The organism is Bradyrhizobium sp. AZCC 1578, from assembly GCF_036924675.1.
Lineage (GTDB): Bacteria > Pseudomonadota > Alphaproteobacteria > Rhizobiales > Xanthobacteraceae > Bradyrhizobium.
This window is the reverse complement of the sequence record NZ_JAZHRZ010000001.1, coordinates 909,704-932,804: the sequence shown is the minus strand read 5'-3', so window position 1 is coordinate 932,804 and position 23,101 is coordinate 909,704. Positions and strand designations below refer to the sequence as shown.

The 23,101-nt window shown below is 62.9% G+C and carries 30 protein-coding genes, 1 tRNA gene and 1 pseudogene; 21 read left to right on the top strand and 11 right to left on the bottom strand.

The genetic code is table 11. The annotated features are described in order from the left end of the window. Window positions 1-283 precede the first annotated feature (283 nt). The 8 genes from V1290_RS04845 (at window position 284) to V1290_RS04810 (ending at window position 9,087) form a co-directional block, all read left to right on the top strand. Complete coding sequence (locus V1290_RS04845; RefSeq protein WP_334363296.1) at window positions 284-1,432, top strand: thiolase domain-containing protein; 1,149 nt, start codon at window positions 284-286, stop codon at window positions 1,430-1,432. Beyond that, window positions 1,432-1,821 carry a Zn-ribbon domain-containing OB-fold protein gene (locus tag V1290_RS04840; RefSeq protein ID WP_334363295.1) on the top strand — a complete coding sequence of 130 codons (390 nt, stop codon included), beginning with the start codon at window positions 1,432-1,434 and terminating at the stop codon, window positions 1,819-1,821. Before V1290_RS04845 ends, V1290_RS04840 begins: the two co-directional genes overlap by 1 nt. Window positions 1,822-2,024: 203 nt before the next feature. After that, window positions 2,025-2,885: a MaoC/PaaZ C-terminal domain-containing protein gene (locus V1290_RS04835; protein ID WP_334363294.1), complete on the top strand. Its 861-nt coding sequence runs from the start codon at window positions 2,025-2,027 to the stop codon at window positions 2,883-2,885. 153 nt (window positions 2,886-3,038) lie between these two features. Beyond that, window positions 3,039-3,917 carry an SDR family oxidoreductase gene (locus V1290_RS04830; RefSeq protein WP_334363293.1) on the top strand — a complete coding sequence of 293 codons (879 nt, stop codon included), beginning with the start codon at window positions 3,039-3,041 and terminating at the stop codon, window positions 3,915-3,917. A gap of 21 nt (window positions 3,918-3,938) precedes the next feature. Continuing rightward, window positions 3,939-4,391: a GNAT family N-acetyltransferase gene (locus V1290_RS04825; RefSeq protein WP_334363292.1), complete on the top strand. Its 453-nt coding sequence runs from the start codon at window positions 3,939-3,941 to the stop codon at window positions 4,389-4,391. A gap of 67 nt (window positions 4,392-4,458) precedes the next feature. Then, window positions 4,459-5,412 carry a dihydrodipicolinate synthase family protein gene (locus V1290_RS04820; protein WP_334363290.1) on the top strand — a complete coding sequence of 318 codons (954 nt, stop codon included), beginning with the start codon at window positions 4,459-4,461 and terminating at the stop codon, window positions 5,410-5,412. A 4-nt stretch (window positions 5,413-5,416) separates the two neighbouring features. After that, complete coding sequence (locus V1290_RS04815) at window positions 5,417-6,217, top strand: NUDIX hydrolase (protein WP_334363289.1); 801 nt, start codon at window positions 5,417-5,419, stop codon at window positions 6,215-6,217. 191 nt (window positions 6,218-6,408) lie between these two features. Continuing rightward, window positions 6,409-9,087, top strand: coding sequence for a PAS domain S-box protein (locus V1290_RS04810; protein WP_334363287.1), 2,679 nt, complete (start codon window positions 6,409-6,411; stop codon window positions 9,085-9,087). Between the two features lie 15 nt (window positions 9,088-9,102). Here the strand turns inward: V1290_RS04810 and V1290_RS04805 are convergent, their stop codons facing one another. Then, window positions 9,103-9,453, bottom strand: a complete 351-nt coding sequence (locus V1290_RS04805; protein ID WP_057843675.1) for a GrlR family regulatory protein — start codon at window positions 9,451-9,453, stop codon at window positions 9,103-9,105. Between the two features lie 234 nt (window positions 9,454-9,687). On the opposite strand from V1290_RS04805, the gene V1290_RS04800 reads away from it, so the two are divergent. Further along, entirely contained in the window at window positions 9,688-10,137 is a 450-nt protein-coding gene (locus V1290_RS04800) for a hypothetical protein (protein WP_334363286.1), read from the top strand. Between the two features lie 192 nt (window positions 10,138-10,329). On the opposite strand, the gene V1290_RS04795 is transcribed toward V1290_RS04800, so the two are convergent. Further along, the gene (locus V1290_RS04795) at window positions 10,330-10,713 is read right to left on the bottom strand and encodes a VOC family protein (protein WP_334363285.1); all 384 of its coding nucleotides are present in this window, start codon (window positions 10,711-10,713) and stop codon (window positions 10,330-10,332) included. Between the two features lie 160 nt (window positions 10,714-10,873). Between V1290_RS04795 and V1290_RS04790 the strand changes: the two genes are divergently transcribed. From V1290_RS04790 to V1290_RS04780, 3 genes are all read left to right on the top strand, one after another. Then, window positions 10,874-11,011, top strand: coding sequence for a hypothetical protein (locus tag V1290_RS04790; protein WP_334363284.1), 138 nt, complete (start codon window positions 10,874-10,876; stop codon window positions 11,009-11,011). Window positions 11,012-11,021: 10 nt separating this feature from the next. Then, the gene (locus V1290_RS04785; protein WP_334363282.1) at window positions 11,022-11,612 is read left to right on the top strand and encodes a hypothetical protein; all 591 of its coding nucleotides are present in this window, start codon (window positions 11,022-11,024) and stop codon (window positions 11,610-11,612) included. Window positions 11,613-11,747: 135 nt separating this feature from the next. Next, window positions 11,748-12,206 (top strand): hypothetical protein, encoded by a 459-nt coding sequence (locus V1290_RS04780; protein WP_334363281.1) that lies wholly within the window; start codon window positions 11,748-11,750, stop codon window positions 12,204-12,206. 14 nt (window positions 12,207-12,220) lie between these two features. Here V1290_RS04780 and V1290_RS04775 read toward each other — a convergent pair whose 3' ends face one another. Beyond that, complete coding sequence (locus V1290_RS04775) at window positions 12,221-12,595, bottom strand: hypothetical protein (protein ID WP_057843655.1); 375 nt, start codon at window positions 12,593-12,595, stop codon at window positions 12,221-12,223. Between the two features lie 980 nt (window positions 12,596-13,575). Here V1290_RS04775 and V1290_RS04770 point away from each other — a divergent pair. From V1290_RS04770 to V1290_RS04745, 6 genes are all read left to right on the top strand, one after another. Then, window positions 13,576-14,592 carry an alpha/beta hydrolase gene (locus V1290_RS04770; protein ID WP_334368935.1) on the top strand — a complete coding sequence of 339 codons (1,017 nt, stop codon included), beginning with the start codon at window positions 13,576-13,578 and terminating at the stop codon, window positions 14,590-14,592. Between the two features lie 304 nt (window positions 14,593-14,896). Next, window positions 14,897-15,241, top strand: a complete 345-nt coding sequence (locus tag V1290_RS04765) for a hypothetical protein (protein ID WP_028345464.1) — start codon at window positions 14,897-14,899, stop codon at window positions 15,239-15,241. 505 nt (window positions 15,242-15,746) lie between these two features. Beyond that, window positions 15,747-16,163, top strand: a complete 417-nt coding sequence (locus tag V1290_RS04760; protein WP_334363279.1) for a VOC family protein — start codon at window positions 15,747-15,749, stop codon at window positions 16,161-16,163. A gap of 105 nt (window positions 16,164-16,268) precedes the next feature. After that, a complete protein-coding gene (locus V1290_RS04755) occupies window positions 16,269-16,586 on the top strand; it encodes an ArsR/SmtB family transcription factor (protein ID WP_065746034.1) in 318 nt (105 codons plus the stop codon). Continuing rightward, window positions 16,583-17,068, top strand: a complete 486-nt coding sequence (locus tag V1290_RS04750) for an SRPBCC family protein (protein WP_334363277.1) — start codon at window positions 16,583-16,585, stop codon at window positions 17,066-17,068. Before V1290_RS04755 ends, V1290_RS04750 begins: the two co-directional genes overlap by 4 nt. 92 nt (window positions 17,069-17,160) lie before the next feature. Next, a complete protein-coding gene (locus tag V1290_RS04745) occupies window positions 17,161-17,553 on the top strand; it encodes an MAPEG family protein (protein WP_334363276.1) in 393 nt (130 codons plus the stop codon). A gap of 558 nt (window positions 17,554-18,111) precedes the next feature. Here the strand turns inward: V1290_RS04745 and V1290_RS04740 are convergent. Genes V1290_RS04740 through V1290_RS04720 form a run of 5 tightly spaced genes read right to left on the bottom strand, consistent with a single transcriptional unit; the run spans window position 18,112 to window position 19,985 of the window. Continuing rightward, a complete protein-coding gene (locus V1290_RS04740) occupies window positions 18,112-18,615 on the bottom strand; it encodes a methyltransferase family protein (RefSeq protein WP_334363275.1) in 504 nt (167 codons plus the stop codon). 30 nt (window positions 18,616-18,645) lie between these two features. Beyond that, window positions 18,646-18,939 carry a hypothetical protein gene (locus tag V1290_RS04735; protein ID WP_334363274.1) on the bottom strand — a complete coding sequence of 98 codons (294 nt, stop codon included), beginning with the start codon at window positions 18,937-18,939 and terminating at the stop codon, window positions 18,646-18,648. 28 nt (window positions 18,940-18,967) lie between these two features. Beyond that, window positions 18,968-19,231, bottom strand: coding sequence for a hypothetical protein (locus V1290_RS04730; protein WP_334363273.1), 264 nt, complete (start codon window positions 19,229-19,231; stop codon window positions 18,968-18,970). Further along, the gene (locus V1290_RS04725) at window positions 19,228-19,773 is read right to left on the bottom strand and encodes an RNA polymerase sigma factor (protein WP_334363272.1); all 546 of its coding nucleotides are present in this window, start codon (window positions 19,771-19,773) and stop codon (window positions 19,228-19,230) included. The genes V1290_RS04730 and V1290_RS04725 overlap by 4 nt, the downstream gene beginning before the upstream one ends. 5 nt (window positions 19,774-19,778) lie before the next feature. Next, window positions 19,779-19,985: a YgaP family membrane protein gene (locus V1290_RS04720; RefSeq protein ID WP_334363271.1), complete on the bottom strand. Its 207-nt coding sequence runs from the start codon at window positions 19,983-19,985 to the stop codon at window positions 19,779-19,781. A 267-nt stretch (window positions 19,986-20,252) separates the two neighbouring features. Between V1290_RS04720 and V1290_RS04715 the strand changes: the two are divergent. Next, window positions 20,253-20,324, top strand: a pseudogene (locus V1290_RS04715) (hypothetical protein); the annotation flags it as partial. A gap of 162 nt (window positions 20,325-20,486) precedes the next feature. Here the strand turns inward: V1290_RS04715 and V1290_RS04710 are convergent. From V1290_RS04710 to V1290_RS04700, 3 genes are all read right to left on the bottom strand, one after another. After that, on the bottom strand, window positions 20,487-20,756 hold the full coding sequence (locus tag V1290_RS04710) for a hypothetical protein (protein ID WP_334363270.1): 270 nt from the start codon (window positions 20,754-20,756) through the stop codon (window positions 20,487-20,489). A gap of 142 nt (window positions 20,757-20,898) precedes the next feature. Continuing rightward, window positions 20,899-20,975 (bottom strand) — tRNA-Arg (locus tag V1290_RS04705). Between the two features lie 48 nt (window positions 20,976-21,023). Next, on the bottom strand, window positions 21,024-21,278 hold the full coding sequence (locus V1290_RS04700; RefSeq protein ID WP_334363269.1) for a hypothetical protein: 255 nt from the start codon (window positions 21,276-21,278) through the stop codon (window positions 21,024-21,026). 330 nt (window positions 21,279-21,608) lie between these two features. Between V1290_RS04700 and V1290_RS04695 the strand changes: the two genes are divergently transcribed. Then, the gene (locus tag V1290_RS04695; RefSeq protein ID WP_334363268.1) at window positions 21,609-22,055 is read left to right on the top strand and encodes a hypothetical protein; all 447 of its coding nucleotides are present in this window, start codon (window positions 21,609-21,611) and stop codon (window positions 22,053-22,055) included. 157 nt (window positions 22,056-22,212) lie between these two features. Beyond that, window positions 22,213-23,088: a DMT family transporter gene (locus V1290_RS04690; protein ID WP_334363267.1), complete on the top strand. Its 876-nt coding sequence runs from the start codon at window positions 22,213-22,215 to the stop codon at window positions 23,086-23,088. The last annotated feature ends 13 nt before the right edge of the window (window positions 23,089-23,101 follow it).

The window sequence follows — 23,101 nt, the reverse complement described above, 5'->3', positions numbered from 1 at the left end:
CGTGCGGCACGCATCCAAAACCATCCACAAGCCCGCTGCCGTCACCCGGCATTCCCTGCGCCCTCTCATCAATGAGGGCGCCGCGCCGCGAGAACGCGGCGCTGTGAAACGTGGAGCCGAACGGCGGGCGCGCGTTCCGGCCTGATAAGATTGTCGCCGATAATCATCCCGACTTGAGTCTAGTCGCTACGCTCTCGCCCGGCGGAATATTTCCGCGCTTGCCAAGGGGGCGGCGACAGGCCAGAAAAACTTTCGGAAAGAAGAAACGCCAACGGAGAACGATTTGACCATCAAAGGCAAAGCCTACATTGCCGGGATCTACGAGCATCCCACCCGGCACGCACCCGATAAATCAACGGCACAGTTGCACGCCGAGGTCGCCAAGGGCGCGATCGAGGATGCCGGGCTCACCAAAGCCGATATCGATGGCTATTTCTGCGCCGGTGACGCTCCCGGCGGCGCCTGGCCGATGGTCGATTACCTCGGATTGAAGGTGCGCCACGTCGATTCCACCGAGACCGGCGGCTGTTCCTATTTGATCCATCTCGGCCATGCGGCCGAAGCAATCGCGGCGGGCAAATGCTCGATCGCGCTGGTTACGCTCGCGGGCAAGCCGCGCACGGGCCCGATGCCGCCGCGCGCAGCGGGCGCGGAGGCTGATTTCGAGGCGGCCTATGGCGCCACCACCCACAATGCCTATGGCATGTGTGCCATGCGCCACATGCACGACTACGGCACCACCAGTGAGCAGCTCGCCTGGATCAAGGTCGCGGCATCTCATCACGCCCAGTACAACCCGCACGCCATGCTGAAGGAAGTCGTCACCGTCGAGGACGTCATCAACTCGCCGATGATTTCGGACCCGCTGCACCGCATGGACTGCTGCGTCGTCACCGATGGCGGCGGCGCGATGATCGTGACCACGCCGGAGATCGCCAAGAGCCTGAAGAAGCCGCTGGTGCGGCTGATCGGCCATGGCGAGGCGATGAAGGGTCCGCGCGGCGGCAAGGATCTCGATCTTACGTATTCCGCCGGCGTCTGGTCCGGCCCGCGCGCCTTCGAGGAAGCGGGCGTGACGCCAAAGGACATCAAGTACGCCTCGATCTACGACAGCTTCACCATCACGGTGCTGATGCAGCTCGAAGACCTCGGCTTCTGCAAGAAAGGCGAGGGCGGCAAGTTCGTCGCCGACGGCAATCTCATTTCGGGCGTTGGCAAGCTGCCGTTCAACACCGACGGCGGCGGCCTCTGCAGCAATCACCCGGTCAACCGCGGCGGCATGACGAAAATCCTCGAGGCCGTCCGCCAGTTGCGCGGCGAAGCGCACCCGAAGGTGCAGGTCAAGAATTGCGACCTCGCGATCGCCCATGGCACCGGCGGTCTTCTCGGCGTGCGTCACGCCGCCTCAACCTGCATTCTGGAGCGCGTGTGATGGCTGAAGCAAAGAAATATCCGGCCCCGGTGACCAATCCCGAAACTGCCCCGTTCTGGGAAGCCGCCAAGGCCGGCAAGTTCATGATCAAGCGCTGCACGGCTTGCGGCGAGGCGCACTACTTCCCACGCTCGATCTGCCCGTTCTGTTTTTCGGACAAGACGGTGTGGGAGGAAGCTTCCGGCGAGGCGACGGTCTACACCTACAGCCTGATGCGGAAGTCGCCGACTGGTCCATATGCGATCGCTTATGTGACGCTGAAGGAAGGACCGTCGCTGCAGACCAACATCGTCGACTGCGATCTAACGAGCCTGAAGATCGGCCAGAAGGTGAAGCTGGTGTGGAAGCCAACCGACGGCGCCCCACTGCCGTTCTTCACCGCGGCCTAGCCCTAGAAAGTACCTTCCCCCCTTGCGGGGGAAGGTGGCAGCGAAGCTGCCGGAAGAGGGGTGTCTCTCCACGAGAGAGATGTATTTGCCGAGGCAACCCCTCTCCCAAGCGAGTTTGTGTTCGACGCCGGTGTAGCCCTCTCCCGCAAGGGGAGAGGGCGCTGTAACGGGCGCCGGCAAAGGAGGTTCGGGGAGAAAACGAAATGCCGATCAACTACGAACAGCTCATGGCCCTGAAAAATCTCGGCCAGAAATACGCCTATACCGATCGCGAGGTGATGCTCTACGCTTATGGCATCGGCATGGGCGCCGATCCGATGGACGAGAGCGAACTCGCCTTCGTCAACGAGGGCACTTTAACTCCGCGTCCCCTGAAGGTCGTGCCGACCTTCGCCTCGGTGGCGGCCTGGGGCTCAAGCCCCGGCGAAATGAACCTCAACCGTGTCATGGTGGTCGACGGCGAGCGCGACATCACCTTCCACAAGCCGCTGCCGAGCGCGGCCAAGATCACGGCCGACTCGACCGTGCTCGACGTCTTCGACAAGGGCAAGGACAAGGGCGCCGTCATCCGGCACCAGACCGTGTTGAAGGACGAGAACGGCGACAAGCTGGCCACGCTCGTCGCTTCGCGTTTCGCCCGCGGCGACGGCGGTTTTGGCGGCCCATCCGAAGGCCAGCCCGAGCCGCACAAGGTTCCGAACCGCGCGCCCGACAAGATCGTCGATATCACGACGCGCCCGGACCAGGCGCTGGTCTACCGGCTCTGCGGCGACCGCAATCCGCTGCACTCAGATCCCGAGTTTGCGAAGAAGGCTGGCTTTCCGCGGCCGATCCTGCACGGCATGTGCACCTACGGCATCACCTGCCGCGGCGTGCTGCAGACCTACGCCGATTACGATCCATCGGCCTTCAAGCAGCACGTTGCCCGCTTTTCCTCGCCGGTCTATCCCGGCGAGACCGTAACGATGGAGATGTGGAAGGACGGCAACATCGTCTCGTTCGAAGCCAAGGTGAAGTCGCGCGGCGTCACGGTGATCAAGAGCGGCAAGACGGTGCTGGGTTAGATCTCGTTCCCCGGACGCAGCGCAGCACGTAGTGATGCGCTGCTGAGCCGGGGCCCATGACGGAGCCACGATGGGTCCCGGCTCTGCGACGCAGCCTTTCACGCTGCATCGCGTCCGGGACACGAGAACGGAAAACAAGGCGGGAGAAACACCATGGGATTGCTCGACGGCAAAGTTGCCATCATCACCGGTGCAGGCGGCGGGCTCGGTGAGGCCTATGCCAAACTGTTCGCGCGCGAGGGGGCGGCCGTCGTGGTCAACGACCTCGGCGGTCCCCGCGACGGCTCCGGCGCCGACGTCTCCATGGCGCAGAAGGTCGTCAACGCCATCAAGGAAGAGGGCGGCCGCGCCGTCGCTAATGGCGCCGACATCTCGACCATGGCCGGCGGGCAATCGGTGTTCGACGACGCCATCAAGAATTTCGGCCGCGCCGATATCCTGGTGAACAATGCCGGCATCCTGCTCGACGAAACCTTCGCCAAGGCCAAGGAGGCCAATTGGGACAAGGTGATCAGGGTGCACCTCAAAGGCACCTTCTGCTGCACCCAGCCGGTGTTCAAATGGATGCGCGAGAATGGCGGCGGCGTCATCGTCAATACCTCCTCAACCTCGGGCCTGATCGGCAATTTCGGCCAGACCAACTATGGCGCCGCCAAGGGCGGTATCTGGGGACTGTCAAACGTGCTGGCGATCGAGGGCCGCAAGTACAACATCCGGGTCTGGACCCTGGCGCCGGGCGCGTTGACCCGCATGACCGCAGATCTGCCGCGCTATAGAGAGAACCCTGGCGCCGCGCTCGGCCCGGACGGCATCGCGCCGGCCGTGCTATACATGGTCAGCGATTTGTCGGGCGACCAGACCGGCAAGGTGCTCGGCGTCTCCGGCCCGCGCGGGGTGCGGGAGATGCGGATGATGGAAATGGAAGGCTGGAAGCCGCCGTTCACGGGCTGGAAGGCCGAGGACATCGTGACCCACGCCAAGGAGATCTTTTTCTCCGAAGAGCAGATCAAGATGGGCGCGCGACGGTTCTGATTTCGGTGTGATGGAGGTGCCATGCTAGCGTTGCGGCCCGCGCGTCCGGAGGAAGGTGCAGCTCTCACCGAGCTGTGCCTGCGCTCAAAGGCGGTCTGGGGGTATGACGACGCCTTCATGGCGGCCTGCCGCAAGGAGCTTACGCTGACGCCGACGAGCATCCTGGCGTCCCAGGTGCAGGTCGCCGAGCTCGACGGCCGCCTCGTAGGGCTTGCCGAAGTGAAATGCAGTGGCGATACGGCGCAGCTCGAAAAGCTGTTCATCGAGCCGACCATGCTGCGGACCGGAACAGGTCGAAAGCTGCTCGATTGGGCCAAAACCATCGCCCGCGCGGCTGGCGCCACCGCACTCATCATCGAAGCCGACCCCGATGCGGCCGAATTTTACCGCTGCATGGGGGCGATCGATGACGGGCTTGTTCCATCGGGCTCGATCCCGGGCAGGCTCATTCCGAGGCTTAATCTGGCGCTTTGAGGGGCAGGTCGGTGGTGCTATCCATGATCAGAAATATTCCGTCCAGCCCCTGCCAAAGAAGGTAATCATGAAGCTCACCGCCCAGGCCGCAGGCACGTTCGCAATCGCGCCGACGCCGTTCCACGACGACGGCCGCATCGACGAGAAATCGATCGATCGCCTGACCGACTTCTACGCCGAAGTCGGCTGCGACGGCGTCACCGTGCTCGGCATCTTGGGCGAGGCACCGAAGCTCGATGCTGCTGAGGCCGAGCAGGTGGCGGTTCGCTTCGTCAAGCGCGCCAAGAACATGCAGATCATCGTCGGCGTCTCGGCGCCGGGCTTCGCTTCGATGCGTTCGCTGGCGAAGGCGTCGATGGATGCGGGAGCAGCCGGCGTGATGATCGCGCCGCCGCCGCATCTGCGCACCGACGATCAGATCACGGGCTATTTCAAGCAGGCGCAGGAAGCGATCGGCGACGACATTCCCTGGGTACTGCAGGACTATCCGCTGACGCTCAACGTCGTCTTCACGCCCGCCGTGATCCGCAAGATCGTGATGGATTCGCCGTCCTGCGTGATGCTCAAGCACGAGGACTGGCCGGGCCTGGAGAAGATCACGACGCTGCGTAATTTCCAGAAGGACGGCTCGCTGCGGCCGCTGTCGATCCTGGTCGGCAATGGCGGACTGTTCCTCGACTTCGAAATGGAGCGCGGCGCCGACGGCGCCATGACCGGCTACGCTTTTCCGGAACTGTTGATCGACGTCGTGAAGCTGTCGAAAGCCGGCAAGCGCGACGCCGCTCACGATCTGTTCGATGCGCACCTGCCGCTGATCCGCTACGAGCAGCAGCCAGGCGCGGGCCTGTCGGTGCGCAAATACGTGCTGCAGAAGCGTGGCATCATCTCCTCCAGCGCGCAACGCAAGCCCGGTGCGACGATTACGGCGACGGCAAAGGCCGAAGTCGATTATCTGTTGTCGCGGGTGGCGCGCGTCGACCGCCGCGCCAATCTGCAACCGCAGTCCAGCGCGGCGGGCTAGTCATATGGCCGAAGCCGTCGCCCCGCGTCCTGCATCCACGATCCTGCTGCTGCGCGACAGCGCAGACGCCAAGGAAATCGAGGTCTTCATGATGGTTCGCCATTATGAGATCGATTTCAATTCCGGCGCGCTGGTGTTTCCCGGCGGCAGTGTCGACAAGGGTGACAAGGAGATCATCGCGCGGCCCGAACTCTATTCGGGAGGCGAGGGGCTCGACGAAGCAACGCTGAGTTTCCGCATCGCCGCGATCCGCGAAACGTTTGAGGAAAGCGGCATCCTGCTGGTGCGGCCGAAGGGGGCGACGGCGCTGGTGGATGCCAAGCGCGCCAGCGAGATCGAGGCCGCGCATCGCGCCGACCTGTGCGACAGCAAGATCAGTTTCCTCCAGGTGCTGGCCGACAACCGCATGGTGCTGGCGCTCGACGAACTCGTTCCTTACGCGCACTGGATCACGCCGGAGGGCATGCCCAAGCGGTTCGACACCTGGTTCTTCCTTGCCGCCGCGCCGCCGGAACAGGTCGGCGCCCATGACGGCCGGGAATCCATCGACTCGATCTGGGTATCGCCGCGCGAGGCGCTGGAGGGCGGTGAGAGCGGGCGCTTCAAGCTGCCGTTCCCGACCACCCGCAACCTGATCAAGCTCGGCAAGCAGGCCAGCGTGAAGGCTGCGCTCGACGACTCCAGAGGCAAATCGGTCGTCACCGTGACACCCGTGATGACCCGGAACAATGGCGGCCGGCAGCTCCGCATTCCCCCCGAGGCCGGCTATGACGGCGAGGTGTTCGAGGTCGGCTCGGTCGGCTGACGGTCCCAAATCGCCTCGGTATCCGCGGGCGGTCCTGCCGGCCATCCCCATCGGGAAAGGTTAACAGCCATTCGCCTTGGCTGGCCCGCCTCTTTTGGGTCCGGATGGCTAATCCGGCCGATTCCGGCATGTTCCCTACGGCCCGAAATACATCGTATATTGCGCCCGATTGGAGCCCGGCCCCGACCCACATGACCGCTGAAACGCCGCCGAATTCGCCGCCGCGATCGTTCTCGCTTTCGATCGGCCAACTGACATTCGGCAGTTTCATGCTGGTGCTGGCGGTGATCATCATCACCTCGACCGCCAGCGTCATCGCCATCCGCCACATCGATTCGACCTTTGCCGAGTTGCAGCGGCTACAGAGCGTCGGCGATCTGGCCGAGGATATCGATCGCCGCATGAACGAATTGCGGCTGGCGGCGCGGGATTTCGTCACCGATCGCGGCAACCAGTCGCTTCAGGTTGGCGAAGCCGCCAACGCGCTCGGCGAGATCCTGAAGAAGACGCGGCTTGAGCTCGCGCCGGAGCAGCAGGACATGATTGACGGCGTCACCGAGCGCCTGGCAACCTACCGCACCGGCATCGAGCGGATTTCCGCCCTGATCAACCGCCGCGCCGAGATGATCGTCGCGTTGCCGCCCTTGCGCGAGCAATTCGATACGGCGATCGCCGAGGCATCCGATCCCAACCTTGCGATGGCCCTGGCTCAGACCCAGAGCCGGATCGCTTCGGCGTTGCTTGCGCATAACCCTTCGGCAGCCGAACAGGCTGCGGAAAGCATGCGCTCGATGACGATCGCGGACTCAAAGCTGCGCGCGATCGTCGACGATTATGCGCTGGCGATTGTCAACATATCGATCCGCGAACGGCAGATATCCGACATAGACAGGGAAGTGCTCGGTGCGGAGGGTCGCCTGATCCAGCGCGTCACCGAATTGTTGCGCGACGTCAGCGAGCGGCGGGGGCGCGTCCTCTCGCGTGAATTTGCGAGGACCCTGACGGAGGCGAAATGGCAGAGCATCGTTCTCGGCACTGCCGGCGTCCTGATCGGACTGTTTGCGTCGCTGCTGGTGGTTCGGCGCACCGTGCGTCCGCTTGCCGCGATCGCAGGCTCGATCCGCGCGGTAGCCGGCGGCGAGAAGAACGCCTCGATCCCGGCGACTGACGTGGACAACGAGATCGGCGACATCGCCCGCGCGGCCGAAGTATTCCGGCAAACGCTGGTCGATGCCGACACCGCACGCGAGGCGGCGGTGCGTGCGCTCGCCGAACAGCGGCTTGCGGAGGAAAGTTACCGTAAGCTGTTCGAGTCCTCGGTCGACGGAATTTACGTCACGACGCCCGGCGGCGCGCTGCTGAACGCCAACCCGGCGCTGGCGCGGATGATGGGCTATGCCACGCCGCAGGGTCTGATCAACGGCATCGGCGACATCGCGGATACCGTTTACGTCCACCCCGAGGCGCGGGCGGAATACGAGCGGCTCATGCAGCGCGACGGCATGGTGCGCGAATACGAGTACCAGGTTCGCACGCGCAACGGCTCGGTGCTGTGGCTGTCCGACAGCGCGAGCGCCGTGCACAACGAGGCCGGCATTGTCGTCCGCTACGAAGGAACGGTGCGCGACATCACCGACCAGAAGCGGGCCGAGGATGCGATCGCCGAAGGCCGCCGCCTGCTGCAAATGGTGATCGACACCGTGCCTGCGGTCATCAACGTCAAGGATAAGCAGCTCCGCTACGTCCTGATGAACCGCTATATGGCCGGAATTTTCGGGGTCGAGCCGGGATATGCGATCGGCCGCACCACCGCCGAGTTGATGTCGCGCTACGGCGCGGAAAAGACCGACGAGCCCGACAAGCGGGTGCTGGCGGTCGGCAAGGAACTCGGCTTCTACGAGGAAGAGTACAAGGACGCGTCCGGCCATATGCGGCAATGGCTGGTCAACAAGCTGCCGATCCTGGATGCGGCCGGCGAGATCGAGAACATCGTGACGGTTGCGCTCGACATCGGGGAGCGCAAGCGCGTCGAATCCGAGATGCGCAAGGCCAAGGATGCGGCGGAGGGAGCGCTACGGAACCTGCGCGAGACGCAGAATTCGCTGATCGAGGCGGAAAAGCTCGCCGCGTTGGGACGGCTGGTGGCCGGCGTAGCCCACGAGGTCAACAATCCCGTCGGCATCAGCCTGACGGTGGCGTCCGCGTTGGAGCGAAAGACGTCGAACTTTGCAGCGGAGGTCGCCCGCGGCGAGTTGCGCCGCTCCAGCCTGAACGATTTTCTCGATACAAGCCGCTCGGCGTCTTCGCAGCTCGTCGCCAATCTCAACCGCGCCGCCGAGCTGATCCAGTCGTTCAAGCAGGTCGCCGCTGATCGCAATTACTCGGACCAGCGCACCTTCGACCTCGGCGATCTCACCGAGCAGGTGGTGATGTCGTTGCGGCCGGGCCTGCGCAAGCACAATCTGACGCTCAATGTCGAGTGCCAGCCCAACCTGATGATGAACAGCTATCCCGGGCCGTACGGACAGGTGCTTACCAACCTGTTCCTCAATTCGGTGGCGCATGCCTTCCCGGACGGCAAGCCGGGCACGGTCGATATCCAGGTGCGGGAGTCCGGCAAGGACAATGTCGAGATCATCTTTTCAGACAACGGCATCGGCATGAGCCTCGATGTCCGCCGCCGCGCCTTCGATCCGTTCTTCACCACGCGGCGCGATCAGGGCGGCACCGGGCTCGGCCTGCACATCGTCTACAGCATCGTGACGACCCGCCTCGGCGGCCGGCTCGACCTTGATTCCGAGCCGGGCGGCGGCACGCGCATTCAAATGATCCTGCCGCGCACGGCGCCGCTGGAGCAGGCGGCGGAATAGGGGCGCGCCCGGCCGCTAGTTGATATCAGCCAATTTGTGCAATGTGGCGCCGAAGATTTGGCTCGCTTTGCCGACGAGCGCGGTTCCATTCATGCTGCCGCGGGTGTCGGTGAAGGTTCCGGATACGCCGATGCCGACCGGGGCGGGGCCGCCGAACAGCGGATTATCGTTGTCGCGCGGGGTGGTGTGACGCTGAACCAGGACCTCGCCCTTGAAGGTGTCGCCCTTCACGGTGTAGCTGCCGGTATAAAACAGATAGGCGTCGCCGCCGAGAATCTGGCCGTCCCGGAACAGAATAACGCCGCTGCCCTTGCCGGTGCGCCCATCCAGCAGGGTGACGTGGATCGAATAGAGCCCGTTCTTCATGGCGTCCCAGATGCCGGCGTCCGCGCCCACGGAAGCTGGTTATCATTTATGCCAAAGCGTGGCCCATAGCGTCAACGCGTCAGGTTGCCTGCCGATTCCCGTACAGGAAGCAAACACGGAGCGTACCGTCCCGGCGTGACGTGAGGGTGACGGGCGGTGAACCGAATCAAGTTGGCCCGTGAAATGCATAGTGCTCTCCGGCACCGGCCGGTGGGTGCAGGAGCAGAGAAACAGGTGACCAACTGGATCAATTCCGGCGGCCACGTTGCGCGCCGACGCACAGAGAAAAACTCCCGTGAAACTACGGCCCGCCATCGTGTGGGCCGCTGGAGAGAGCCGCTGATCATCGGCAGCGTGTTGCTGATGTTGCCGCTGGCCTCGGCTCCGGGCGAAGCCCGCGATCCTGACGGCCGTTATGCCAACTCACCGCTGAAGCAGTGGTTCGACAGTCTAAGGAGCGGAAAGGGACCGTGTTGTTCCGACGCAGACGGCAGCGCCGTCAGCGACGTGGATTGGGAATCAAAAGGCGGGCACTACCGCGTTCGCATCGACGGCGAGTGGCACGACGTGCCTGAAGATGCCGTCATCACCGAGCCGAACCGGGTAGGGCGAGCCATGGTCTGGCCGATCCACGGCTATCAGGGATTGAGCATTCGCTGCTTCATGCCGGGCAGCATGACGTAACGCGCGAGCACTGGCCCGACCCACGACTGTCATATTCCGCGAAGGCGGAGTATCCAGTACGCTGCGGCCTCTCGGTTTTGTTTGGTGCCCCTGGAATACTGGGTCACCCGCTGGAGCCTGTCATCGGGCTCGCCGAAGGCGAGACCCGGCGCCGGGTGACGACAATTTCAGAAAGACATGCTCACCGGCGCGTCAGGCATATTTCTTGTCGCGTTCGAGCAGTTCGATTGAGATGCCCTGCGGGCCACGGATGAAGCAGATGCGAACGCCCGGACGTATGGTGGTCGGTTCCTTCGTGAACTCGACGCCCTTTGCCTTGATCTCGGCGGCGACCGCGTCGATGTCTTTCACCGTCAGGCCGAAATGGTCGAGCCCCTGATAAGGCGTCACGGGCGGCGCACTGACGCCGTCGCCGGCGGTAACCGGTGCGATGAACACGTTGGCGCCGCCGAGTTTGACGTCGATCCGCCCCGGGGCGCGGACGATCTCGCCGCCCAGAATGTCTTCCAGCCAGGCGGCAGTCGCTTCGGGATCGGGGCTGCGCAAATGCACATGGTCCCAGGTAACGGTCGGCATCTCGATCGGTCTCCCATTATTGTTGTTGCGGCATTGTTGTTGCGGCGCTGAAGGTCGGTTGCGCCGCGACGGCAATGAAGCCGCCAGCCAATGCACAACTCTATCCTGCAAGCCTTATCCTGCAAGCCTTGCACCGCCGCCGCAATATTGTCGAGGTGGCATGAAACCATTGCTGCCCTGGATGATTGTTGACGGCGGCGGGATCCGTACAGCGGCGGTCGTGAGAGAAGCCGTACGGGAAAACGCCCGTATGGCTTTTTTCTTGCGCGGCACGGCAATTGCCGACGCTGCCGGGTGAGGGCGAGGGTATGAGAATCGCCGGGTGGTCGTTCGGAAAATTCGAAGCGCGGCTTGCCGTGCTGCCGGCCATCGCTATCGTTGGATGCGCCATATGGTTGATGCTCCCGCAAGCGAGCGATGCCGAAAGCCATTCGGCAGCGACGCCGTCTGAAGTTGCCGGCGTCACGCAAGGCATATCCCGCACGGATGATCCGGCCGCGACTCAGGCGACCTCGCCGAGTCCGGGTCCGTCAGCAGTTTCTACCAATCCCAACCAGACGGTACCTTTCGACATCGTGCTGCCAGAGACGATTGCCCCTGCCAATTCGCCGCTCGACGGCCTGAAAATCGTCTCGCAGTCATGGCGAAGGGGCGGGCTCGGCTCGAAAGCGCTGGTGACGTTCACGCTTCGCAATACCAATGACTACGCGGTGAGGGATATCGAGATCGCCTGCAATTTCATCCGCCGGGACGGCAGCCATCTGACCGCACGCAGGCGGATCATTCCCGATACCGTGAACATGAAGAGCCGGAAGCGATACGCACGAGTGCTGGTCGGGTTCGTCAACGTCAACGCGAATAAGGCAAAATGTTCACTGGTGACAGCCAACCGCGTTTAACCCTGTGCGGCCGAACTCACGTTTCATCTCCAAAATGTGACCTGCGCCTTTGAACCTTGCAAGTTGAGCAGGAACTAAACGCTATATGGCCCGTTGGGCGATTAAACCGCGCGTTCGCGCGGGGGAGCAAGACCAATGCCCGTGGCGCGTTATTTCCTGTTTGTCGGCGGAGTGCTGCTCGCGCTGTTGTTGGCGATCGATGCGTTTGTCCCAGAACAGGCGGTCGTGGCCAGCCAGGCCGTTTCTTCGGTCGACAAAACTGTGGTGCGCATTCGTTCCGACCAGAAGCTGCCGGAGCGGGTGGTCTTTGACACCAACCTTCCGATCATTGTTCCGCCGCCGTCCGTGACCGCCCAAGCGGTTGCGCCGTCCGCGCCTGCCGCAGCCCCTGCCTCGGCCGACACCGCCGCTCAGGCGTTTGCCCAATACGTCCCGGCGGAGGCGAAGAAGCCGGAGCCGCCGATCCAGCGCAAGCGCAAGGTGGCAAGAAGCCGTCAGGCGCCGCCGATGCAATTCGCGCAGCCGCCGCAAGTGCGGGTCGCGCAGCAGTCACAGTTTGGCTTCTTCGGTGGCCCGAGCTGGAACACCTGGTAAGCGCCCCGCCTGATTTAGCGCGGTAGCTTCGGAATCTTGTCCGCAAAACCATTATAGCAGGTCAACCGTTCGTCTTCCTCCTTGACGAAGCGGCAGTCATTGACGCCCTTCGCCGCCGGCGCCTTTGGTTTGGGCTGTGGCGCATAAATGGCGTCGTAGCAATTCAGGCGTTCCTTGGTCGCATCGTCGATGTCCTGGCAGGCCTGCAACTTTTGGGCGACCGACAAAGGTTTTTCTTTCTTGCCCGCTGTCGGATTCTTCGACCCGACCACAACCAGCGGTTTGCCGCCGATGGTGGGAGGATTGGCCGGGGCGGCCGGGGTACTCGTTCCCTGAGCCAGCGCCGCCGCCGGATACAGGATCGCCAGCGTCAGGATGATCTTTCTCATATGAAATGTCCGAATAGCCGTAAGCTGAACCAGCGCCGCTGCGAGAACCACAACTCCCGACCCTCGGAATCGAAAATCCCGCTGGGCGCCTGTGTTCTCTAGCATCATCCCCGAGCGTCTGTCTAACCCGTTGATTTAATAGCCATTCAACTGAGCCTGCGACGGTCTGGAGGGGGCAGCCGGGCACTGACATCCGTGTTGCACGCGCGCTGCGGACGCTGCATTGGCGCTGTCCATGGCGAGGCTGCCGGACCGAGCGATCGCAGAAGGGCGACGTCGGCAACATTCCGCAAGCTGTGGGCCCATTCGATCGAGAATGTCGGCAGCGGACCGGCGCGCATCCTGATCGGATTCAATCCGGCATCCACGAGACCATCTGTCGCAATGGATCGCGGCAAATCCCAAGGATGTCCTCGCCACGAATTTCGGCCGCCGGCGGAACTATTCGGAAAATTCCCCCGACCGCGACGTGGTTATCGCCGCAAAGGATGGGCCCGTGGACGAGCGCGCCCTTTGCGTCCTTGAGAACGTCGCCTGATCTCGCAAGCAATTGCATCAGTGGGGGTTAGGCGCAGATCTAACGCAGGCGATAGGCGTCAAATGCGTGGGCCAGGAATATGCCTATGCTGACGAAGATGAGGAATGCCGCCACGACCTCGGTCATAGCCTTCCTCCCTGTATTGCCATGCCGAGAAGGGCGCGCTTGAGAAATTCGCGGTAGATGAGGTTCAGGACCGATACCAACATGATCTAACCCCTGGTTTGATCGTGGGACCCTAGCGGCACTTTGTTTCCGGAGCGCTTCGCGGCGGAGCAGAATGGTTTCGTCGCGCCGGCTCGCGATCACAGAATTGCGACGGAACCGGAACCATCTAAAACAAACCGTGTCAGCGATCGGCCCGCCCTTTTCTCGCCATCCTAATTCAGGAGACGTGCGGGGCGGTGCTACGGGGCAATGTTCCCAAAGGTCCTACGTGATCATCCGACATTTGCAGCAAAACGAGACTCTTAGGTCGCGCCGCGCGTTCCTGCGCGGAATTGTGTCTTCGGCCAGCGCGCTTGCGCTCGGCGGATGCGCCAGCCTCGGCGCGACGGGTGCGCGTTACGACGCTTCGTCGCTCTCGGTGGAGCCGACATTGCTCATCGCAACCACGCGCAAGCCGGTGAGCGGCGGGCGTGCGAAACCGTGGTTCGGGCCGGAGCGGGCTTCGAAGATGATCGTGGCACGGGCGAAACTGGTGCCGCCCGACGAGAATCGTTTCTCGCTCGCCGCAGCGGGACTTGGCGATTGGCGTCTCGATACGGTCGAGCCAGTATCGGGAGAGGTCGGTGATCTTCTCGGGCAAGCCAGCGGCGGCTCGGACGTGCTGATTTACGTGCACGGTTTCAAGCAGACGTTCGAGACGGCGGCGCTCGATGCCGCGCACCTCGCCGACGGCATCAGATTCCGCGGCCAGACGATGGTGTTCTCCTGGCCGTCCAAGGCGGGACTGTTCGATTACGCCTATGACCGCGACAGTGCGATGTACTCCCGCGATGCCTTCGAGCGCGTGCTGCATTCCCTCGCGACTGCCCCGAGCGTCGGCCGCGTTCACATCGTCGCGCACAGCATGGGCACCATGCTGACCCTCGAAGGGCTGCGCCAGCTCTATGCGCGATATGGCGACAGCGTTGCCGGCAAGATCGGGGCCGTGGTGTTCGCCTCACCGGACATCGATATGGATGTGTTCTCTTCGGCGACCCAGAATATCGGACCGCTCACCCGCAAGATCACCGTCGTCGCCTCGACGAATGATCGCGCACTTGCGTTGTCGGGACGATTGGCAGGCGGGATGACGCGGGTCGGCGCCGCCGAGAAGGCCACTATCGAGCAGCTCGGCGTGCGCGTCATCGATGCGTCCGATTCAGGCTGGGGCATCATCAACCACGATCTGTTTCTATCCAATGCCGAGGTACGGAAGGTGATACGCCGCTCGATCGATACCTCAGCCGCGTGAGCTCGCCTTCGGCGCAACGGCATCGCACGGCAACATGATGGCGCCCGTCCATCGCCGACAAGCGGTCATCACAACGTCACGGTGTCGTCACCCATAATCTCGCCAAATTGACGGAACAATTATTCGTGCCGGCACGGTGGTGCCCGGTCTCGCCTCGAACTGCTCAACGCTTGATTGCTCAACGTCCGCACCGCCGACCGGTTGTCGGCGCGCGATGCTTTGCGAGTCGATCGGGGAGATCTGGGCGACGGCGGGCGTTTGCCGGCGATCCAGATTGTTCAGTTGTTACAGAGGAATAAAAATCATGCGTCAAGCAACATCCAAGGCCGCGGCAGGTTCGCGCGCGAACCATCGACAGGTGCTATCACTCGCGGCGGGCGTCGCCTTGCTCGCGGGCGTCACTACCGCTCATGCGCAGAGCACGGGCATCGCCTCCTGCGACGACTTCCTGACCAAGTATGACGCCTGCGTCGTCTCCAAGGTCCCCGAGGCACAGCGCGCGATGTACAAGACGCAGATCGACCAGACGCGCAAGGCATGGGTCGACATGGCCAAGAATCCGTCGACGAAAGCGACCATGGAAGCGACCTGCAAGCAGACCCTGGACGCGACGAAGGCATCGCTCACGGCCTATGGCTGCTCGTTCTGATCGGCGCCTGCGCCGCTGAAGGGAGTGGCGTCGAATGGGCGCCACTCCTGAAGGCGGGCGGGCCGAACCGGGAGGCGCGAGGCTGATGATGACGGCACGACGCGCTTTTCGGAACTTCGATCGAACGAGATGAGCAGCACTCGCGCGCGCTTATCCGAATTAACCCCTTGTTAACCATAACGCCCCAACATTGCCGCCCATAAGGAGTCGCCACCGACCGTAGTTCGAGGGCGCGATTGACCGTTCATCTTGGGGGCGAGCAGAGGCTCGCGGGGCTCCAAGGAGCAACGTCATGTCATCATCTGGCGTACGCCTGCTGTCCGATTTCGTCCCGGCGATTTTCGGCGCACTTGGTTTGGGTATTCCGATCGCGGTTGCGATCATCTGGATCTGTTCCTGATCGTGGAATGTTGCTTGGCTTCGAGGTTCGGGCAGGCGGGGCTTGGCGTGCCCCGTCAGGCTCGAAGTGGCGCGCCACGGTCGATGAACTCGCTTGGTATGAGCGATGAATCGGCATCTTTCCCTCGTCAGCCTCGTGGTCGCGGACTATGACGAGGCGATCGCCTTCTTCACCGGCGCCCTGGATTTCGAGCTGTGTGAGGACACGCCGCTCGGCGGCGGCAAGCGTTGGGTGGTCGTGCGCCCACCGGGCGGTCCCGGCTCCGGCCTGCTATTGGCGCGGGCTGACGGTCCGGCCCAACTGGCGCGCATTGGTGACCAGACCGGAGGGCGAGTCTTCTTGTTCCTGGAGACGGATGATTTCGATCGCGATCATGCGCGCATGATCGCAGCCGGCGTGCGGTTCGTTGAGGAGCCACGGCATGATGCCTATGGAGTCGTCGCGGTTTTCGAGGATCTCTGTGGCAACCGTTGGGACCTGATCCAGCGCAAGTCGATGCACGGCTGCGAAACCAGTCCTTAGCCGACGCCGCCGCGCCAAGAGGCGGTTTGCTCCAGCGCGTCGCGCCCCGGCACGCTGCGAGCGGCTCCGATTGACAATATCATCAGTTTATACTAATCATAAGCTATGACTGTTGATAATGCCCAGTTAGCCTCCCTTGGCGACCCGACCCGCCGCGCGATATTCGAGCTAATCGCAGAGCACCCACGCTCAGTCGCGGAGATTACCCGGCAGGTTTCGGTCTCGCAGTCGGCTGTTTCCCAGCACCTCAAGGTACTGCGCGAATCGCGCCTGGTTCGTTCCGAGCCGAAGGGTGCGAGCAACGTCTACCACATCGATCCACACGGGCTTGGCCAGATGCGTGCTTGGCTCGACCGGTTTTGGAGCAAAACGCTGGCGGCCTACAAGGTCGCCGTCGAGCAACCACCAGAGGAGTCACAATGAACGCGCATATATCAGTTGCGTCCGTGAAACAGTCCGTCGTGGTCGAGGCGCCGATCGAGCGCGCATTCAAGGTCTTCACCGAGGACTTCGGCAGTTTCAAACCGCCCGAGCACAACATGCTCGCTGTCCCGATTGCCGAGACGGTGTTCGAGCCTCGGGTCGGCGGCTACCTCTATGATCGTGGCGTCGACGGCAGCGAGTGCCGCTGGGCGCGCGTGCTGGCCTACGAGCCGCCCGACCGGGTGCTCCTGAGCTGGGACATCAGCCCGCAATGGCAGATCGAGACCGATCCGGACAGGACCAGCGAGTGGGAAGTGCGCTTCACCGCCGAGACGGCTGACCGCACCCGCGTCGAGATCGAGCACCGGAATCTGGAGCGCCACGGCGAAGGCTGGGAAAGCGAGCGCGACGGAGTTGCCGGCGATCAGGGTTGGCCGCTGTACCTCAAGCGGTATGCCGACCTGTTGGCCCGCAAGGCCTGACGGCCGCATGTCAACCGGCTCGGAGCGGGGACCGTGAACCGGCCCGACGACGGCGAGCGGTCGCCGGGCGGAGCTTCAGCATAGGATTTGCTATGCCATACTACGCTGCGATCGTCTCGTTGCTCACTGTGGCGTTCCATTTCTTCCTGGCCACGCGCGTCGCGGCGGCACATGGAAAGTTCAACGTGAAGCTTCCGGCAACGACCGGTAATGCCGACTTCGAGCGCGTGTTTCGCGTGCACATGAACACGCTCGAATGGATGCCGACCTTCCTGTTGCCGCTGTGGCTTTGCGCGATTTATCTGAACGACATCGCGGCCGCGATGCTCGGACTCGTCTGGATTGGCGGACGTGTATTGTACTTCATTGGCTACATCAAAGCTGTGGAGAAGCGTCTGCCCGGGTTCTTCATCCAATCGACCGCATGCGCCTTGCTGTTCGTCGGCGCCGTTGTCGGCATCGTCCTGCGCGGGACAAGCGGTTGATCGGCGTCGGTGGTGGTGACAGTGCACTCAACTCGACAACTTGACAAAGTCAATCGAAGGCCCGGCCGAAGTTGGCGGCGATAGCGTGTATCGGAGTGGCGCGCCACGGTCGATGAAGATGGGCACTACTCCTTCGCGATCGCGCTATGATGTGGGAGCCTACGACACGCCGCCCTAGCTGAAAAAGCGAAGGCCTACGATTAAGCGCTACGCTTCATCACCGCGATTGCGGCCTCCACACGCAGTCACGGTGTGCCGCATCTGCGATCACGGGCCCGCGCCCACGGCGATGGCGGAAGTACCCCAATAAGCAGCCCTATTTGCCACGATCAGGATTCTTCTCCTATAGGCCAGATTCGGTCCTCATAATGCGCAGGCGCAGACGGCCGGGATCGGAAAGACACGGCGTGCGGAGCAGTTGCCCCGGCCCATGCGTTATTTCGACCTGGCGGCTAAGGTAGTGGGCCCTCCGGGGCGAAGCCGCTAGGCGCGCTTGCTACGCTTCGCCGTCTCGCACTGTTTGTTGCAGCCGGCATCGAGCCGTTTGCAGCGATTCCTTTATGCGGCTCGCCATGGCGTCAACCGCGGAATCCAGCGCGGCACATTAGTCCGAAAGCTCTCGTACTCCGTGCCGAATGTTTGCTTGAGCGTCGGTTCTTCGTACATCACCACAAAGACATGAAAAAAAAGCCAGAGTAGCGCGCCGTACCAGAGGAGACGCCAGTCACCAAACAAAAGGGCCTGACCAAAAATGACTGCGACGACCGCGATGTAGATCGGATTTCGCACGTAGCGATAAAGGCCAGTCACTACGAGCTTTTGTGTCGGCGCGATCGGGGCGGGCGTCCCGAGCCCCTCCAGCGCAAAACGGGCAAATGAATCCACAAGTCCGGGCACTCCGACGATGATCAATATACCGCCGAGGATGCGGGTTAGATCGACGCCGAAAAAAGCTGGCCGAAATTCCCACTGCGTGACCCACCAGGGCACGAAGCCTGCCAGCACCAACGGCGCAATGACGAAGAACAGAGCGGAGCCCAAGACGGCAATTGCTTTCGACATTGCGTGCTCCCACGACCCGACAAGAATAGCTTAGCAAATAGGATTGCGCACATAGCGATAGAGACCCGTCACCACGAGGTTCTGCGTCGGTGCGATCGGCGCCGGCGTGCCCAATCCTTGCAGCGCAAAGCGTGCAAACGAGTCGACAAGCCCGGGTAGACCGGCGACGATCAACAGGATCCCGACGGCGCGCGTCGCGTCGAGATCGAAGAAGGGCGGCCGAAACTCCCAACGCGTAATCCACCAGGGAACGAGCCCCGCCACCGAGCTGGGCGCAACCGCAAAGAAGAGGGCAGAGCCCAATACCGCGATCGTTTTCCGCACGGCACCTCCTTCCCGTCCTGTCGCAATGTTAATGCAGCCATGTCCGGTCAGCGCGTTCAGCGGTTGAATCGCGACGGCCTTGCGAAAGCGTCTCGACCAGACCCACTGTCCAGCACATCGGGCATCCGCGTAGCGCGACGAGGGCGGCAACGCCCGCGCCCAAGGATAGCCAAGGGTGCGCGGTCTGGTGGACGATGGCCCAAGCGAGTAGCGCCGCCGCAACTGCGCCGCGCATCAGGTGTGCGCCCAGGAAGGCGCTCCCGAACATGCCGACTCCACGAAAGTAATTCATGTGCTCTCTCGTCCGCTGTCCTTTGTGCCGAGCAGGTATTCGCGCACCAGTGTGCGGGCGCGGCGCAGGCGGCTTTTGGCCGCTTCGCGCGTCACGCCGAGCCGCCCGGCGATTTCCCAAATCGTCAGATCTTCGAGATCTCGCAGCAGCAGCACTTCGCGATGGGACGGCGAAAGCGACTCGATCGCATTGACCAAGTCTATGCGCAACTCGTCCGGCGGGACCTTTGCGAGCTCGCGTGACTCTTCCAGGCTGGCCAGCTCCTCGACTCCGCGCATCAGCATCAGCGCCGGCAGCATGCAAAGGCGCGCGATGACGGTCAGCAGCCAGCCGGCGAGTGCGGCTGGACTGCGGATCGTGCCCACGCGCCGGTACACGACGATGAGTGCTTCTTGCACCACATCTTCGATAACCGAGGTGCGGTAGCAAAGGCGCCGGGCGTAGCGTCGAATGTCCGGCTGCAGCGCCACCAATAGCTGTGTCAGCGCGTGCCGGTCACCCGACCGTGCCGCGAGCAAGAGATCGTCTGATACGCGCGCCAAGGCAGTCACCCTTTCAGTGGCTCGCGCCCGGCGATGGCGCAGGCAGGGCAATAGCCGAACACGCCGGTGACCAGCGTCACGACACCCGCGCCGCTGAGCAGCAGCCCGAGCGGCGAAGCGTGCAGCGCAACCACGCCGCAGATGAGCATCAAGCCCCCGCCGATCACCCTGGCCGCGCGCTCCCACCCGCCAACGTTCTTCCTATACCACATGGTTCTGTGCTCCGGTTCGTGACGCGCCGCTATGGCGCATTCACCCAGACAAGAGGGCGCAAACCCGGCGCCGGGGTCGCGGCACATAAAATAATTTGAGGGGGTGGCAGCTTCAGCAGGCTGGCGTGGGCGTCGGGCGCGGGCCTGGGCCGCTGGGGAGCGCCGGCATCGGGTCGCCGGGGTGTGGACATCCGGATAAAGCCGGGCCAGCCGCTCGCGTATCTTCGGCGCGCCCCAATCTGCTTCTGTGCTGCTTGCGGTGGAGCGATGACGCTGCGCACGGGCAAGAGCGGCCGTTATCGCTACTACACCTGTTGCACCAAGGCCCAGGGCGAGACCGGCTGCAAAGGCCGCACTGTTCCCATGGAAAAGCTGGACAATCTCGTTGCGGAGTACATCGAACAGCGTCTGTTACAGCCGAGCCGTCTTGAGCGACTTTTGTCACACGTGCTCGATCGCCGCACCGAGCGCGCCGAACGCCGAAAGTCGCATGTCGCCGACTTACGCAAACGGGCGGCCGAGGCAGATGCCAAACTCAGGCGGCTTTATGACGCCATCGAGAATGGTGTCGCCGATCTTTCTGATCCCCAACTGAAGGACCGTGTCGCCGAGCTCAAGGCCACGCGCGACCAGGCCCGCCTTGACGCAGAGCGGGCCGAGAACGCGATTGATCGCGCGGGCCCCACCATCACGCCGCAGACCCTTAAGACGTTTGCCAGGACAGCGCGCAAGCGCATGCGGACCGAGAACGGCGGCTATCGTCGTGATCATCTCCGCGTGCTCGCCCAGCGCGTCGAAGTCGATCAGAAGGAGCTGCGCATCATGGGATCGAAAAGCGTACTTCTGCGTACGCTCGTCGCCGCCCCAAGCGCAAAAACGGCTGGCTTTGGCGTGCCCAGTTCTGTACCCGAAATGGCGCGCTCGGAGAGATTCGAACTCCCGACCCTCGGAATCGAAATCCGATGCTCTATCCAGCTGAGCTACGAGCGCCTGCGGTGGCTCGTATCAGACTTGGCCTGACAGAGCCAGTAGCGGAGGTTAGTTGCAGGGATGCCGCCGGCGGTCCTGGCCGATATAGGCGGCCGCGCCCTGGCGGCAGAGGATGGTGGAGGGACCGTCATAATAGGCGAAGGTGCCGGGCTGCGGGCCGGGCCCGTAATTGTGCAGGAAGCTGATGGCGTAAGGCAGGCCCCAATTGTGCAGGTGCCGATTATGGCGGGCGTCCGCCAAGTTTGGGGCGAGGGCCGCGGTGGAGAGGAGGGCGGCGGCAACGATAAACTTTGCTTTGGTCATTTCGATTCTCCGGAGGTCCCACTGAAACTGTCGTGATTCGATCTGAACGGGCAGAAATTCGTGCGAAGAAAGCGCGTTAAAACAAGAAGATAGAAGCCCAAGCTATGATTCGATCGAAGCCCGTAACCCCTCCCATTTTGGCGGATCCAACGTCCCATTCTAGGAGAATCGGGCAGAAATGCTGCGGAAAGCCATCCTAACGCGCCCATTTTTGGCCTCAAGGGATGCTTAACGAATTCCCAACACAGTCCGGCCAGAGTTCTGTCCGGTCCGACTTCAAGGGCCGACCAATCCGCGTCTAATAAAGGCTATCCGGTTCCCGATCGACCCATGCGCATCACGTCTCTTGCCTTGCTGTCCCTCTCGGTCCTGGTCGCGAGCCCGGCGCGCGCCGACTTGCATATCACGCGCGACCACGGCGGTTATGTCGAGGAGTACAAGGCCAAGTACAAGCGCATCCGCGACCGCAAGGAGCGGGTCATCATCGACGGCATCTGCAACTCGGCCTGCACGCTGGTATTCGGCATCGTGCCGATGAACAAGATCTGCGTCACGCCGAAGGCGAGCGTTGGTTTCCACCAGGCCTATTACGACAAGGCCTTCACTTTCGGCATCAAGGTCACGAGTGCTGAAGGGACGTCGGACCTGATGTCCTATTATCCGGAAACGGTGAAGGACTGGATCCGCCGCAACGGCGGGCTCACCACCGAGATGAAGAAGATCAGGAACGGCCGCGAGCTCTGGAGGATCGTCGATCCCTGTCCGGAAGAGTGGTGATCGCCCCCTTACCAATTTCGCAAGCCCCTAGAACGTGGCTATGCCGCGATAAGGTCGCTGCGCTTTACAATTCCTTCTTCGATATCTGAAGTCGCGCCGGCGGTCCCGCGTGACCAACCTTGCCGCACAACATGCGATAGGGCAACACGGGCGGCAAATGACTGGCGACTTCGAAAAAATTGCCGCGCGCGCGGCGCCCGCGATCTTCGTCGTGCTCTGGAGCACGGGCTTCATCGGCACTAAATATGTCTTGAACAGTGCCGAGCCGCTGACCTATCTCGCGATCCGAATGGCGTTCGTGGTGGGACTGATGGCGATCATCGTCGTAGTCGCGCGGCCGCGCTGGCCGGATCGCATCGGCATCGCACACAGCGCCGTCGCCGGCATTCTGGTGCACGGCATCTATCTCGGCGGCACGGCGATCGCGATTGCGCACTCGATCCCGGCGGGGCTCTCGGCTTTGATTCCGGGCTTGCAGCCGATCCTCACCTCGACGCTTGCGAGCCGCTGGCTCGGCGAGCGCGTCACGCCGCTGCAATGGAGCGGGTTGCTGCTCGGGCTCGCCGGCGTCGTGCTGATCCTGCACGACAGGCCGATGAGCGGAGAGGCGGGTTGGGGGTGGCTCGCCTCGGCTGTCTCGCTAATCAGCATCACGCTCGGCACACTTTACCAGCGCCGCTACTGCAGCGCGATCGATTGGCGGTCCGGCAATCTCGTGCAATACGTCGCGGTGACGATCTTGTTCGGTCTCGGCGCATGGCTGTTCGAGACCAATGTGGTGCATTGGACCACCGAGTTCATCCTGGCGCTGGCCTGGCTTGCGGTCGTGCTGTCGATCGGATCGATCGGGCTGCTCTATTGGCTGATCCGGCGCTCGGCCGCGACGTCGGTAGCGAGCCTGTTCTATCTGGTGCCCGCGGTGACGTCGCTGATGGCCTACGTGCTGTTCGGCGAGCGGCTGGACGCGGTCTCGATCGCCGGCATGGCCGCCTGCGCGGCGGCCGTGCTGGTGGTCAACCGCCGCTCAGTTTGAAGTAGAGCGTTTG